18 protein-coding genes are annotated in these 13,943 nt (G+C 36.3%); 14 read left to right on the forward strand and 4 right to left on the reverse strand.

What is annotated here, in order from left to right; genetic code table 11:
* The first annotated feature begins 4 nt into the window (after positions 1 to 4).
* The 5 genes from MRBLBA3_RS01385 (at position 5) to MRBLBA3_RS01405 (ending at position 3,478) form a co-directional block, all read left to right on the forward strand.
* Positions 5 to 664, forward strand: coding sequence for an amino acid ABC transporter permease (locus MRBLBA3_RS01385; protein ID WP_001046912.1), 660 nt, complete (start codon positions 5 to 7; stop codon positions 662 to 664).
* The gene (locus MRBLBA3_RS01390; protein ID WP_000598460.1) at positions 657 to 1,379 is read left to right on the forward strand and encodes an amino acid ABC transporter ATP-binding protein; all 723 of its coding nucleotides are present in this window, start codon (positions 657 to 659) and stop codon (positions 1,377 to 1,379) included. The genes MRBLBA3_RS01385 and MRBLBA3_RS01390 overlap by 8 nt, the downstream gene beginning before the upstream one ends.
* Positions 1,380 to 1,479: 100 nt before the next feature.
* Positions 1,480 to 2,448, forward strand: coding sequence for an aromatic acid exporter family protein (locus MRBLBA3_RS01395; protein WP_000488397.1), 969 nt, complete (start codon positions 1,480 to 1,482; stop codon positions 2,446 to 2,448).
* Positions 2,449 to 2,464: 16 nt separating this feature from the next.
* A complete protein-coding gene (locus MRBLBA3_RS01400) occupies positions 2,465 to 3,025 on the forward strand; it encodes a L,D-transpeptidase (RefSeq protein WP_001146552.1) in 561 nt (186 codons plus the stop codon).
* Positions 3,026 to 3,238: 213 nt separating this feature from the next.
* A complete protein-coding gene (locus MRBLBA3_RS01405) occupies positions 3,239 to 3,478 on the forward strand; it encodes a DUF3894 domain-containing protein (protein ID WP_000281171.1) in 240 nt (79 codons plus the stop codon).
* Between the two features lie 91 nt (positions 3,479 to 3,569).
* On the opposite strand, the gene prli42 is transcribed toward MRBLBA3_RS01405, so the two are convergent.
* Complete coding sequence (prli42, locus tag MRBLBA3_RS01410; RefSeq protein WP_000549036.1) at positions 3,570 to 3,662, reverse strand: stressosome-associated protein Prli42; 93 nt, start codon at positions 3,660 to 3,662, stop codon at positions 3,570 to 3,572.
* Positions 3,663 to 3,850: 188 nt separating this feature from the next.
* Between prli42 and MRBLBA3_RS01415 the strand changes: the two genes are divergently transcribed.
* Positions 3,851 to 4,396, forward strand: a complete 546-nt coding sequence (locus MRBLBA3_RS01415; RefSeq protein WP_033656621.1) for a GNAT family N-acetyltransferase — start codon at positions 3,851 to 3,853, stop codon at positions 4,394 to 4,396.
* Between the two features lie 127 nt (positions 4,397 to 4,523).
* On the forward strand, positions 4,524 to 5,642 hold the full coding sequence (locus MRBLBA3_RS01420) for a tripeptidase T (protein WP_000609796.1): 1,119 nt from the start codon (positions 4,524 to 4,526) through the stop codon (positions 5,640 to 5,642).
* A 46-nt stretch (positions 5,643 to 5,688) separates the two neighbouring features.
* Here MRBLBA3_RS01420 and MRBLBA3_RS01425 read toward each other — a convergent pair whose 3' ends face one another.
* Positions 5,689 to 5,895: a hypothetical protein gene (locus MRBLBA3_RS01425; protein WP_328021264.1), complete on the reverse strand. Its 207-nt coding sequence runs from the start codon at positions 5,893 to 5,895 to the stop codon at positions 5,689 to 5,691.
* Positions 5,896 to 6,037: 142 nt separating this feature from the next.
* On the opposite strand from MRBLBA3_RS01425, the gene MRBLBA3_RS01430 reads away from it, so the two are divergent.
* Positions 6,038 to 7,276: a DNA polymerase IV gene (locus tag MRBLBA3_RS01430; RefSeq protein WP_001208846.1), complete on the forward strand. Its 1,239-nt coding sequence runs from the start codon at positions 6,038 to 6,040 to the stop codon at positions 7,274 to 7,276.
* Positions 7,277 to 7,430: 154 nt separating this feature from the next.
* Here the strand turns inward: MRBLBA3_RS01430 and MRBLBA3_RS01435 are convergent, their stop codons facing one another.
* Positions 7,431 to 7,682: a DUF3932 family protein gene (locus MRBLBA3_RS01435; protein ID WP_000656495.1), complete on the reverse strand. Its 252-nt coding sequence runs from the start codon at positions 7,680 to 7,682 to the stop codon at positions 7,431 to 7,433.
* 188 nt (positions 7,683 to 7,870) lie between these two features.
* Here MRBLBA3_RS01435 and rnz point away from each other — a divergent pair, with 188 nt between their 5' ends.
* The 4 genes from rnz (at position 7,871) to sdaAA (ending at position 11,095) form a co-directional block, all read left to right on the forward strand.
* Entirely contained in the window at positions 7,871 to 8,794 is a 924-nt protein-coding gene (rnz, locus tag MRBLBA3_RS01440; RefSeq protein ID WP_000397460.1) for a ribonuclease Z, read from the forward strand.
* A gap of 561 nt (positions 8,795 to 9,355) precedes the next feature.
* On the forward strand, positions 9,356 to 9,493 hold the full coding sequence (locus tag MRBLBA3_RS01445; RefSeq protein WP_232290577.1) for a hypothetical protein: 138 nt from the start codon (positions 9,356 to 9,358) through the stop codon (positions 9,491 to 9,493).
* Positions 9,494 to 9,538: 45 nt separating this feature from the next.
* Positions 9,539 to 10,198, forward strand: coding sequence for an L-serine ammonia-lyase, iron-sulfur-dependent subunit beta (gene sdaAB, locus MRBLBA3_RS01450; RefSeq protein ID WP_000877440.1), 660 nt, complete (start codon positions 9,539 to 9,541; stop codon positions 10,196 to 10,198).
* 18 nt (positions 10,199 to 10,216) lie between these two features.
* Positions 10,217 to 11,095, forward strand: coding sequence for an L-serine ammonia-lyase, iron-sulfur-dependent, subunit alpha (gene sdaAA / locus MRBLBA3_RS01455; RefSeq protein WP_000489469.1), 879 nt, complete (start codon positions 10,217 to 10,219; stop codon positions 11,093 to 11,095).
* 57 nt (positions 11,096 to 11,152) lie between these two features.
* Here the strand turns inward: sdaAA and proI are convergent, their stop codons facing one another.
* Positions 11,153 to 11,992 (reverse strand): pyrroline-5-carboxylate reductase ProI, encoded by an 840-nt coding sequence (gene proI, locus MRBLBA3_RS01460; RefSeq protein ID WP_363379586.1) that lies wholly within the window; start codon positions 11,990 to 11,992, stop codon positions 11,153 to 11,155.
* Positions 11,993 to 12,157: 165 nt separating this feature from the next.
* Here proI and MRBLBA3_RS01465 point away from each other — a divergent pair, with 165 nt between their 5' ends.
* Complete coding sequence (locus MRBLBA3_RS01465; protein WP_044737773.1) at positions 12,158 to 13,111, forward strand: MBL fold metallo-hydrolase; 954 nt, start codon at positions 12,158 to 12,160, stop codon at positions 13,109 to 13,111.
* A 9-nt stretch (positions 13,112 to 13,120) separates the two neighbouring features.
* On the forward strand, positions 13,121 to 13,915 hold the full coding sequence (locus tag MRBLBA3_RS01470) for an SDR family oxidoreductase (protein ID WP_000147785.1): 795 nt from the start codon (positions 13,121 to 13,123) through the stop codon (positions 13,913 to 13,915).
* Positions 13,916 to 13,943 lie beyond the last annotated feature (28 nt).

The following is a 13,943-nucleotide window of genomic DNA, read 5'->3' on the forward strand; positions in this document are numbered from 1 at the left end:
AAGGATGAATTTAGATTTTTCGGCAATTACGCCTTCAATACCATATATATTAAAGGGCTTAGAAGTTACATTAAAAATTGTAGCTGCATCAGCTCTAGCAGGATTTATTTTAGGGACGTTATTAGCGCTTTGCAAAATTGCTAGAATCCGAGCATTAAATATTGCAGCAGATATATATACTTCAATATTTCGTGGTACACCGCTAGTATTGCAATTAATGATTATTTATTTCGGTGTTCCGCAAATGATTGGATATGAGATACCAGCCTTTTTAGCAGCTGTACTTGCATTTAGTTTAAATTCAGGTGCATATATGTCAGAAGTAATTCGTGCCGGCATTCAAGCGGTTGATAAAGGACAAACAGAAGCAGCTATGGCTTTAGGGATTCCTTACGGGAAAATGATGAGAAATATTATTTTTCCTCAAGCTTTAAAAAATATATTACCAGCACTTGTAAATGAATTTGCGACTCTTACGAAAGAATCGGCTGTAGTAACTGTAATTGGAGCAACAGATTTAATGCGCCGTGCTTATATTGTAGGCGGTGAAACGTTTAAATATCTTGAACCATTACTGTTTGTTGGACTTATTTATTATATATTAGTAATTATTCTTACATTAGTCGGGAAAGCCATTGAAGGGAGAATGAAGAAAAGTGATTAAAGTTGAAAACCTTCATAAGTCATTTGGAAAAAATGAAGTATTAAAAGGAATTACGACAACGATTGAAAAAGGAGAAGTTGTTGCAATTATCGGACCGTCTGGATCTGGAAAGTCAACATTTTTACGCTGTATGAATGTACTAGAAGCACCGACAAATGGTCACATTTGGATTGGAACGGAAGAAGTAACGAATCCGAAAACAAATATTATGCACGTTCGTGAAAATGTCGGAATGGTATTTCAACATTTTCACTTATTCCCTCATATGACTGTATTAGAAAATATTACGTATGCTCCTATTAATGTAAAAGGAGTAACGAAGCAAGTGGCTGAGAAAAAGGCTCAGGAACTTTTGGATAAAGTAGGACTGCTTGATAAGAAAGATTCATATCCAAATCGTCTTTCAGGGGGACAAAAGCAACGTGTAGCAATAGCGAGAGCGTTAGCGATGGAACCAGAAGTGATGTTATTTGATGAACCAACATCTGCGCTAGATCCAGAGATGGTGAAAGAAGTGTTAGAAGTTATGAAATCATTAGTTACGACAGGAATGACGATGGCAATCGTTACACATGAAATGGGATTTGCAAAAGAAGTAGCAGACCGCGTTCTCTTTTTAGATGATGGAAAGCTTGTAGAAGATAGTGCGCCAGCAGAATTTTTTGCAGCACCGAAAAGTGAGCGTGCGCAACAATTTTTACAAAAAATATTGTAATATGTCAAGGTTACGTGAATAATAAGTAGAAAAGGATGACATTGTGTCATCCTTTTTTTATACTAACTGTAAATACGTTTATACATATAGGAGCAATGCTATGTTCAGAATTGGATACCGTACAGTAAAAACAGCAATAGGGACAGGCGCCGCAGTTTTTATTGCTCAGTTATTAGGGTTAGAATTTTATAGTTCAGCGGGTATTTTAGTTATATTATGCGTGCAAAATACGAAACGAAAATCCGTTCAAGTATCGTTGCACCGTTTTTTAGCTTGTGTATTATCAATGGTATTTGCGTTTTGTATTTTTGAAACGATTGGTTATACACCACTTGCGATTAGCGTATTACTACTTACCTTTATTCCGACTGCAGTTATGTGCAAAATTCAAGAAGGCATTGTCACGAGTTCGGTTATTGTTATGCATCTGTATTCATTAAAGCAAATTACATGGTCTATAGTTGGTAATGAAATTGCTATACTAACGATTGGAATTAGCGTCGCTTTATTAGTAAACATGTACATGCCAAGCAGTGAGAATAAACTGAAAGAGTATCAAGAAAAAATAGAAGAGCATTTCAGAACAATTTTGTTTGAAATGGTCGTTTATTTACGAAATCGAGATAGTAATTGGAGTGGAGCCGAATTAATTGAAACAGAAAGGATGCTGAAAGAAGCAAAAGATTTATCATTTAAAAAACTTGAGAATGAGTTTATGCGTGAAGATGACTATTATTATCGTTATTTTGATATGCGCATGCAACAATTTGAAATTTTGGAGCGCATGATACCATTAGCTGCGTCACTATCTTGGACGTATGAACAAGCCGATATGATTGCAGATGTAATTGAGAATATAGGGAACTCTATTCGTCCTGAAAGTACAGGGGTCATTTCGTTAAGACAACTTCAAGAAATGCGAGAATTATTTAGAGACATGCCATTGCCAGTTACACGTGAAGAATTTGAGATACGTGCGAAACTTGTTCAACTTGTGTATGAAATGGAGCAATATTTACTCATTAAAAGTCGCTTTAAGGGAAAGGATAATATAAAAGAACTTATATAGAAGGTAGGAATTACATATGCCGTATCTTCTCTCTTTCATATTATGTCTTTCTTTATCACCGATCTGGCCTCTTGGTGATAATCCGCGTACCGGAGATCCTTTTATTATTGTAAATAAAGCGACGAATAAGTTAGCTTATATTGACGATGGGAAAATCCAAAAGGTTTTTCCAGTAGCGACAGGAAAAACGAATGAATTAACCCCAGAGGGAACTTTTGATATTGTAATGAAAGCAAAGGATCCGTATTATATTGCGAAGGATATTCCAGGTGGATCACCGAAAAATCCACTTGGGTCAAGGTGGATTGGATTTAATGCACGAGGAACTGATGGGAGTAAATATGGAATACATGGAACAAACCAACCTAGTTCAATTGGAAAGTATATTTCACAAGGATGTATAAGAATGAAGAAAAACGATGTGGAGTATTTATTTGATCGTATTCCAATTGGAACGAAAGTATGGATTGTGAAATCGAAAAAATCATTTCAGCAATTGGCAAAAGAAAAAGGAGCCATTGCATATGAAAAAGCCGACACAAAAGTTGGCTTTTTCTTTTATTATAAGTTGTCTTGACATGTGTACATAACCATGCGTTAATGAAAATATAGAAAGATAAAGTGAAACTTTAATCAGTGGGAGGTTATTACCCGCTGATTATTAGTTGAACCAATCGGGCATTTACGGGCAGTTGATCTCTCGCCTAACTGCTTTGCCCTAGCCAAATTTTGAGGTGGGAGTCTTACTGCCCGTTAATGCGGGATAAAAATAGGTAAAGGGGTTGCTCATATGTACTTGAATCCGAGAATTTCTTATATGCAGTTTTTTGTGGGTTTTCTATTTGTTATTACATTCATATTGGCAACTTTTAATATATGTTCTTACGTTGTAGCGATTGTATTTATGGCATTACTCAATCTTACTTTTGTTATTGGGGCATTTCAGCAGAAACAATATACAAGCTTTGTAATAGCGCTTGTAATGGCTTTTTCCTTTAGTATTGTAGCAGTTGTACTATATATAAAATAAAATATTCATTAGAAGATAGACTATCTCGATTTCGAGATGGTCTATTTTGTATGTGTAAAACAGTAAAAAAAGGACGAGTGAATCGTCCTTTTTACCAAAACATACTTGCGCCAGTAAGTAGTGTTGTTACAAGCATAGAAATTAGCATTATATAAACCATAATTTTTTGAGCTTTTTTATGCATCGTTAAACCTCCTTGCAAATCAGTACAATTTCATTGTAACGAGAAATGAAATTGTGGACAAGGGGAGAGAAAGGACAAAATTCGGGAAGGGGGTGCAAAATATAACAGGAAATTTGAGCATACGTAGAGAATATGTTAAAAGGTAGATTATTAGTTTTTGTTATGCGAGCATGAAGAATGGAGATACGATGATGAAAATATACGAAACAGAGCGTTTACATTTAAGGGAAATTGATGAGTCGTATGCGGAAAAAGTTCTTCAATATTACGACAAAAATCGTGATTTTTTAAAAGCGTGGGAAGAGTATAGACCGGATGATTTTTTCACGTTAGATTACCAAAAGAAAAAGTTACAAAAGGATAGAAAAGAGTTCGCGGAAGGTAAGATCATCAGGCTATGGATTTTTAAAAAGGGTGATGATACAAAAATTATTGGATGTATTTCATTTAATCTAATTGTTCGCGGAATTTATCAATCTTGTGTACTTGGCTATAAATTAGATAAGGAAGAATTGAATAAAGGTTACACAACAGAAGCGCTTAGAAAAGCAATTCAAGTTACCTTTAAAGAATTTCATTTACATCGTATAGAAGCGCCGATCATGCCGCGTAATTTAGCATCTATACAAGTAGTGACGAAAATAGGATTTCAATATGAAGGTGTATCTCGAAAAATGCTAATGGTTAATGGTGTTTGGGAAGATCATATGCGCTGGGTGTTGTTAAACGAGTAATAGAAGGCAGATGGGTATCTAGATGTATGAACCATCTGTTTTTTGTCTTGTATTTCGAAACTTTTGCGAAATTCTGTTATAATTAATATTGTTACATACATAATGGTAGTGCAGGAGGCGCAGTCTTATGATTAATCAAGAACGTTTAGTAAATGAATTCATGGAGTTAGTACAAGTAGATTCTGAAACAAAATTTGAAGCAGAAATTTGCAAAGTGTTAACAGAGAAATTTACTGCTTTAGGTGTAGAAGTATTTGAGGATGACACGATGGGCGTGACTGGTCATGGTGCAGGTAACTTAATTTGTACTTTACCAGCAACAAAAGACGGTGTTGATACAATTTATTTCACTTCTCATATGGATACAGTAGTTCCTGGTAATGGAATTAAGCCTTCTATTAAAGATGGATATATCGTATCAGATGGGACTACTATTTTAGGAGCGGATGATAAAGCTGGTTTAGCATCTATGTTTGAAGCAATTCGTGTTTTAAAAGAGAAAAACATCCCTCATGGTAAAATTGAGTTTATTATTACAGTTGGAGAAGAATCTGGTCTTATTGGTGCAAAAGCGTTGGATCGCGAGCGAATTACAGCAAAATATGGTTATGCATTAGATAGCGATGGAAAAGTTGGTGAAATCGTAGTTGCAGCGCCAACACAAGCGAAAGTGAATGCAATTATTCGTGGGAAAACAGCGCACGCTGGCGTAGCACCAGAAAAGGGTGTATCTGCAATTACTATCGCAGCAAAAGCAATTGCAAAGATGCCACTTGGTCGTATCGATTCTGAAACAACTGCAAATATTGGGCGTTTTGAAGGTGGCACACAAACAAATATCGTTTGCGATCATGTTCAAATTTTTGCAGAAGCTCGTTCTTTAATCAATGAGAAAATGGAAGTACAAGTTGCAAAAATGAAAGAAGCATTTGAAACAACTGCAAAAGAAATGGGTGGTCATGCAGACGTTGAAGTAAACGTTATGTACCCAGGTTTTAAGTTTGCTGATGGTGATCACGTTGTAGAAGTTGCGAAACGCGCTGCTGAAAGCATTGGCCGTACACCTTCTCTTCACCAAAGTGGTGGCGGAAGTGATGCGAACGTAATCGCAGGACACGGTATCCCAACAGTTAACTTAGCGGTTGGTTATGAAGAAATTCATACAACAAACGAAAAGATTCCTGTTGAAGAATTAGCGAAAACAGCAGAATTAGTTGTAGCTATTATTGAAGAAGTAGCGAAGTAAGTAATAAAAAAGACGTGTGAACCAATTATGGTTTACACGTCTTTTTTTATTTTGATTCAATTGCTTTCACAAGGCGGATAAGCCAATATAAGAAGACCCACGGAAGTACATAAGTTGTTGTAAAACGTATGAAATGAGAGAAGATTCCTAAAGCGTAAATGTTAATGTTAAAAAGGGGAAGTAACAAATAATTAATCGCAAGGATTACTATAATAGTAATAAATACATAATTGAGTTTATTATGTTGTTTCATAACGATTCATCTCCTTTACAATAATATCCATTTGTTACATACAGTATAACAAAAAATAGATAGAGAAAAGCCAATAATTATTATAACGTGTAAAGAAATTTGATATAATGAAGGAACAAATGTTCTTTAAGGGGTGAGTAGTATGCGAGAAATGTATCCGAAAAATGGTCGTGTTATTTTACATGTAGATATGAATTGTTTTTTCGCATCTGTTGAAATTGCTCATGACCCATCATTACAAGGAAAGCCATTAGCGATTGCCGGGAATGAAAAAGAGCGAAAAGGGATTATCATAACATGTAGTTATGAGGCGAGAGAATATGGAATACGTACGACGATGCCCCTATGGGAAGCAAAGCGATTATGTCCGCAATTAGTTGTGAGGCGTCCTAATTTTACATTATATCGAGAAGCTTCATTTCAAATGTTTCAAATTCTTTCCCGTTTTACAGAAAAAATACAACCGGTTTCTATAGATGAAGGGTATTTAGATATTACAGATTGCTATGCGCTCGGTACGCCCCTTGAAATAGCGAAGATGATTCAAGGGGCGTTATTAACAGAGTTACAGCTTCCGTGTAGCATCGGAATTGCTCCAAACCTTTTCCTAGCAAAAACAGCTTCTGATATGAAAAAACCTCTCGGTATTACCGTGCTTCGAAAACGAGATATTCCAGAAATGATTTGGCCACTTCCAGTAGGAGCAATGCATGGAATTGGAGAAAAAACAGCTGAAAAATTAAATGATATTCATATACAAACAATTGAGCAGTTAGCAAAAGGAAACGAACATATCATTCGCGCTAAAATTGGAAAGCACGGTGTTGATTTGCAACAGCGGGCAAAAGGTATGGATGATAGGGAAGTTGATCCGGATCAAATAGGACAGCATAAAAGCGTTGGTAATTCGATGACTTTTTCAAAGGATATGGACGAAGAAAAAGAATTACTTGATATGTTAGACAGATTATCGAAATCAGTAAGCAAAAGGCTACAAAAACGAACGCTTGTTAGTTATAACATTCAAATTATGATTAAATACCATGATAGGCGGACGGTTACACGGAGTAAGCAATTGAAAAATGCAATTTGGGAAGAACGTGATATTTTTCAAGCGGCATCACGTTTATGGAAGCAGCATTGGGATGGTGATTCTGTTCGCCTGTTAGGTGTTACGGCTACTGAAATAGAGTGGAAAACAGAATCGGTGAAACAATTAGATTTGTTTTCATTTGAAAAAGATGCGAAAGAAGAGCCGCTACTTGCTGTGATTGATCAAATTAATGATAAGTATGGAACACCGCTTTTACAACGTGGTAGTCAATTATTACGTAAGCAAGAGAAGTCTTTTCAGCAAAAATTAGAAAATAAGTTTATGTAGAAGGTGTCATGGATTTAACTTTTCTTTTTTAGATGGAAGAGAGAATTCAACCATGCTTAGAAGCGGTCAAATCTTTTTTCGGGTTCATGCCAAGTTAAAACAAAAAGTATGGATATAAATAAAAAGCACTGATTACAGTGCTTTTTATTATAGATTATGAGATTGTAGCATTTTCAAAAATAACAATTTCTGAACTGTTTGTTGTTGAAACGCGTTGTGCGTAATATGTTAAAGCTGAAGAAATATATGTTGGTAACGAATCATTTGTATGTGTTGTTGTATATTCATGGATTAATTCTTTCAAAGTCGTCCATTCTAATTGTGCTGGGTGATCAGACACGAAAGAACTTACCCAGCGATCAAATGAAGATGAAAAATCAGTTTGTAAACGAAATGCTTCTTTCATAATAAAACGCTCCCTTAAAATGTAGTATAATCATTTTAACATAAAACACGAACGATTGCTAAGTTTTTAAGTGTAACGTTCGTGTTATATAGTTGTCTAGATGATTGGTTATGCAAATTCAATTTGCCATTTGAAATAACATTCCGTAAGATGAAAGGTAGATTATATAAAGAGCTGGAGGAAAGAAAGTGGAATTTGTATTTTTAGGAACTGGTGCAGGTGTTCCTTCGAAAGGAAGGAACGTTTCAGCAATTGCTTTGCAATTGTTAGAAGAACGAGGACAGACTTGGTTATTTGACTGTGGTGAAGCGACTCAGCATCAAATTTTACATACATCTGTGCGCCCAAGACGCATTGAAAAAATATTTATTACGCATTTACATGGCGATCATATTTTTGGGTTGCCTGGTTTATTAGGAAGCCGTTCGTTTCAAGGTGGAACAACAACGTTAACGGTGTACGGACCAAAAGGAATTAAACAATTTATTGAAGTAGCATTATCAGTAAGTACGACACATGTGAAATATCCACTTGAAATCGTTGAGATAACGGAAGAAGGTACTGTGTTTGAGGATAATGAATTCTATGTAGAAACAAAAAGGTTATCACATGGAATCGAATGTTTCGGATATCGTATTGTAGAGAAAGATATACAAGGTGCTCTTTTAGTCGATAAGCTGCTGGAGATGGGTGTGAAACCCGGTCCACTCTTTAAACGTTTAAAAGATGGAGAAGTAGTTGAATTAGAAAATGGTACGATACTAAATGGAAAAGACTTTATTGGTCCGCCTCAAAAGGGAAGAATCATTACTATTTTAGGTGATACAAGATATTGTGAAGCGAGTAGAGAGCTGGCACAAGACGCTGACGTACTTGTTCATGAAGCAACTTTTGCGGCAGAAGATGAACAACAAGCGTACGATTATTTTCATTCCACATCTAAGCAAGCTGCGAGTATTGCACTTCAGGCAAATGCAAAACGCTTAATATTGACTCATATTAGTTCTCGTTATCAAGGAGATACATATAAGGAATTATGGAAAGAGGCAAGAGAGCTATTTTCTAATACAGAAATAGCTACGGACTTGAAATCATTTCCAGTAGAAAGATAATAATGGCGTAAAAAATGGTGACGAAAGGTTGCCATTTTTTTATTTCTAAAAAAATTTTAAAATAAAACTGTTATCATTTTATGTTTATATTGGATGAAACAGAAAGTTTTAATGATGTGAAGAGATAGGATAAAAATACATAAGACCGATTGTTTAGAAAAACTGTTATATAAGTCAGACGACATACGAGTGGTACAAATAGCAAAAACAGATTGTTATTCAGAACTTTTAAAATTCATTAAAAGTAAGCGTTTTATTAAAAACAAGCTATAATGAGGGCAGATTATAATTTAAGTGTAGGCTACATGCGTTTTAGCCATTTGTCGTAACAAGTGAAGTTGACTAAATCGTGAGAGAGCAACATGGAAATTATAATAGGAAGGATATTACTATTATTTGTACTAAGTCTTTTTTCACTTTTTAGCTTTAAAACACCAAAAGGTATGAAAGCAATGGGAGTTTCACTTGTTTATGCTATGCTTGTAAGGGGTTCTGTGTTAAACTTTGGATTGCTACCAGACTTTATTGTGGATTATCTTATATTATTTTTAAATGAAGGTAATGCTAAGTTTCTTATTTATTATTATAACTGGTATTATTTCAGGATATATTGCTTCACTGTTATTCAAAAACTATCCAATTCGTACAGCGGAACAAATTCGTGGTACGACTGGAACAGCAACCGATTCGGTAGCTTAATAGAATAGTAAAAAATTTTTTCATAGAGGTTTAGGGGGAGTTATGATGAAGTATCGCTCAGTATTTGATATTATTGGTCCAGTTATGATTGGTCCGTCAAGTTCACATACAGCAGGCGCAGCAAGAATGGGGCAAGTTGCTCGCCAGCTGTTTCGTCATGAACCAGAAAGAGTAAGCATTTCATTATATGGATCATTTGCAAAGACGTATCGAGGACATGGTACGGATGTAGCGCTAATCGGTGGAATATTAGGATTTGAAACAGATGACTTACGTATTCCAGAGGCGCTAGACATAGCAAAAGAACGCGGAATTGAAGTGGAATTCATTGAGGAAGATGCAAATGCTCCTCATCCAAATACAGCGAAAATTCGTCTGTATAAAGGAGAAGAGGAAATTGAAGTCGTTGCTTGTTCAATCGGTGGTGGTAAAATCGAAGTTGTAGAATTAAATGGATTCGATCTTCAACTATCAGGAACGAGTCCAGCGCTACTTATTGTAAATAACGATCGCTTCGGTGCTATCGCAGCTGTAGCTTCAATCCTTGCAAAACACGAGATTAACATTAGTACAATGAGTGTTTCTCGTAAAGAAAAAGGAAGAAGAGCGCTTATGGTCATTGAAACAGATGAATTATTAGCAGATGAAGTAATCGCGGAAATAAATGGGCAACAAAATATTTGTCAAGTAACTATTATGGATTAATTGCAGGGGGGACACACCATGTTTCGGAACGCAGCGGAACTAGTGGCGCAAGCTAAAGAGCAAAATGTAAAAATCGCAGAAATTATGATTCAATGTGAAATGGAAACAAGAAGTATCACACGTGAAGAAGTAATTGCTGGAATGGAAAAGAACTTAGTCGTGATGGAACAAGCAGTAGAACGCGGTATTCGTGGTGTAAAATCACCAACTGGTTTAACTGGCGGGGATGCTGTGAAAGTCCAAGCGTATAGGCAGAGTGGAAAAGGCTTATCTGGAGATACGATTTTGGACGCAGTGAGTAAAGCTGTCGCAACAAATGAAGTAAATGCGGCGATGGGAATCATTTGTGCAACACCAACAGCAGGATCTGCTGGAACAGTGCCAGGTGTACTGTTTGCACTGCGAGAAAAATTACAGCCGACACGCGAAGAAATGATTGAATTTTTATTTACAGCAGGAGCTTTCGGTATGGTTGTTGCGAATAATGCTTGTATTTCCGGCGCGGCAGGAGGTTGCCAAGCTGAAGTAGGTTCAGCAAGTGGAATGGCAGCAGCGGCAGCAGTTGAGATGGCTGGTGGAACACAAGATCAAGCAGCTACAGCGATGGCGATTTCATTAAAGAATATGCTTGGTTTAGTATGTGATCCTGTTGCAGGGCTTGTAGAAGTACCTTGTGTAAAACGTAATGCAGCAGGAGCTGCGAATGCCATGATTTCAGCTGATTTATCATTAGCTGGTGTAACTAGTACAATTCCATGTGATGAAGTCATTGAGGCGATGTTTAGAATTGGACAAACGATGCCAGTAGCACTTCGTGAAACAGCAGAAGGTGGACTTGCAGCAACACCGACAGGTCGTCGTTTGCAAGAAGAGATTTTTGGTAAGAGTAATAAATAAAAGCATATCATATGATTAAAGTAAAAACGGAGCTCAAATAAAGTTGAGCTCCGTTTTTTATTTTTCTTTTGCTATTTTTTCTAATGTTTTTCCGAGATCGTGTGATCGTTTCGTTGCTTGTGTAATACAGGAAATTAATGTTTGTTGAAAATCATGCTCCTGTAACACTTCAATACCTGCTTCAGTTGTTCCACCAGGAGAAGTAATTTCTTTTCGCAAAATAGAAGGATGTTTTTCGCTTGCTTTTAGCATTTCAGCAGCGCCAATCATCGTCTGAAGAATAAGTGATTTTGCAACATCTTCCTTTAAACCAATTTTATTTGCGGCCTCTTCCATTGCCTCTACTACGTAATAAATATAAGCTGGTCCACTCCCGGATAATGCAGTGACAGCATGCATATCTTCTTCTTCTACAACAGAGACGAGACCAATCGTTTCAAATAACGATGTTGCAATGCGAATATGTTCCTCCGTTGTGTGTTCTGAAGGTGAGATAGCGGTAGCGGATTTTAAAATGGCCGCAGATGTATTTGGCATTGCACGAATAATCGGAACGTCTTTTTGAAGGAGGTTTCTAATTGAATGAGTAGAAACACCTGCTAATAACGAAATAATAAGCAAGTCATTATGTATGTATTCTTTAAGAGGAATCATCGCTTCTGCGACATCTTTTGGCTTCATAGCCAGAAAAAGAATATTTGCATCAGCAAGTAATTCCTTTTTATTATGTGTACCTTTAACACCGTATTTTGTATGTAACTCCTGTAATCTGGTCTTATTAGAACGATTACTTACAGTAATATGTTCCCCTTTAACAACATTTGCGTTTAATAAACCACCAATAATCGCTTCGGCAATAGAGCCTGCACCGAGAAAGGAAATGTTTTGAATAGACATGATGTTCCTCCTTTAAATTTGGTTAGAAATGCTTATAAATGTACATACATTCGTTTTTTTACGGAAAACACCTCTTTTTATCTGAAAATAATGACAAATTTATAGGGAAGTTGTAAACTGAAGAGGTATTCATTTTTGAACCGGAAAAAGACAGGGGGGCTAAGCATGACGGCGATTCATCGAATGGAGATTCCTGTTCCATTTGCAGTTGAGACAGTGAACGTGTTTTTAGTTGAGGGAGAAACATTAACGTTAATTGATACAGGGACAAATACAGAAGAAGCAAAGAAGGCACTAGAAAGTCAATTAGGTGCATTAGGGTATAAGATAGAAGATATTGAAACAGTAGTGATTACGCATCACCATGCGGATCATTGTGGACTTTTAAATACATTTTCTGAAAAAGCAAAGATTATTGGACATCCTTGGAATGAACCGTGGATCACGCAGAATGCCGAATTTTTAAAGAGGTATCATGAATTTTTTAAAGAGACGGCCTTGCAGTTCGGCGTTCCAGCAGCATTTTTGAATGGTGAGGCGTTATTGACGACGAAGACACTTAAATATTCTTGTAATAGGTCGTTAACACATACTGTGAGAGAGGGAGATCGTATAGATTCGTTACCTGGATTTACAGTGATTGAAACCCCAGGTCATGCTTCCACTCATATTTCATTATATAGAGAATCAGATGGAATATTAATTGGTGGGGATGCTCTCATTAGTCATATTTCTTCAAATCCAATATTAGAACCACCATATGAAGGACAAACAGAAAGAGCGCGTCCTTTATTGCAGTACAATCAAACGTTAAAACGTTTAAGTGAAATGAATATTTCACGTATTTTATCCGGGCATGGGGAAGATGTTCTGAATGTGAAACAACTTATTGAAACAAGATTACAAAAGCAAGAGACACGTGCTTTTAAAGTGCTGGAGCTATTAAAGGAAAAGCCAATGACAGCATTTGAAGTATGTGTAAAATTATTTCCGGTATTATATAAAGAGCAATTGCCACTTACTATCTCAGAAACTGTTGGACAATTAGACTTTTTAGCATATAATCAACAAGTGATGATTGATGAATCTTCACAACAATGGATTTATTATGCAAAGTAGGTGACAGCAATGACTGGACGTTTACAAGAAAAGGTAATCGTCATTACAGGTGCTTCAAGTGGAATTGGGGAGCAAGTTGCAATGCAGGTTGCGGAGCAAGGGGCGACGCCGGTATTAATGGCTCGAACAGAAGAGAAGCTACAAGCATTAGCAGACAAAATTAAAGCAACTTATAATACGCCTTGCTATTACTATGTATTAGATGTAAGTGAAGAAACGAAGGTACAATCTGTTTTTTCAAAGGTATTACAAGAAGTAGGACGTATTGATATATTGGTAAACAATGCGGGATTTGGTATTTTTAAAACGTTTGAAGATGCATCAATGGATGAAGTAAAGGATATGTTTCAAGTAAATGTATTTGGATTAGTAGCTTGTACGAAAGCGGTATTACCTTATATGGTAAAAAAGAACGAAGGGCAAATTATTAACATTGCTTCATTAGCTGGAAAAATTGCAACTCCGAAGTCGAGTGCTTATGCAGCAACAAAACACGCTGTATTAGGATTTACGAATAGTTTACGCATGGAGTTATCTAATACAAATGTTTTTGTAACGGCAATTAATCCAGGACCGATAGATACGAACTTTTTTGAAATAGCCGATCAATCAGGTACATACGTAAAAAATATGGGACGTTACATGTTAAAACCAACATATGTAGCAGAACAAATCGTAAAGGCGATGCAAACGAAAAAACGTGAAGTGAATTTGCCGAAGTGGATGGGAATGGGGCCAAAGCTCTACGCATTATTCCCAGGTTTATTTGAACGCGTTGCAGGCAAATCATTAAGTAAAAAATAGGAGATTTCCATATGGAAATCTCCTATTT

The organism is Bacillus sp. LBA3-1-1.1 (assembly GCF_040676495.1).
GTDB classification, from domain to species: domain Bacteria; phylum Bacillota; class Bacilli; order Bacillales; family Bacillaceae_G; genus Bacillus_A; species Bacillus_A nitratireducens.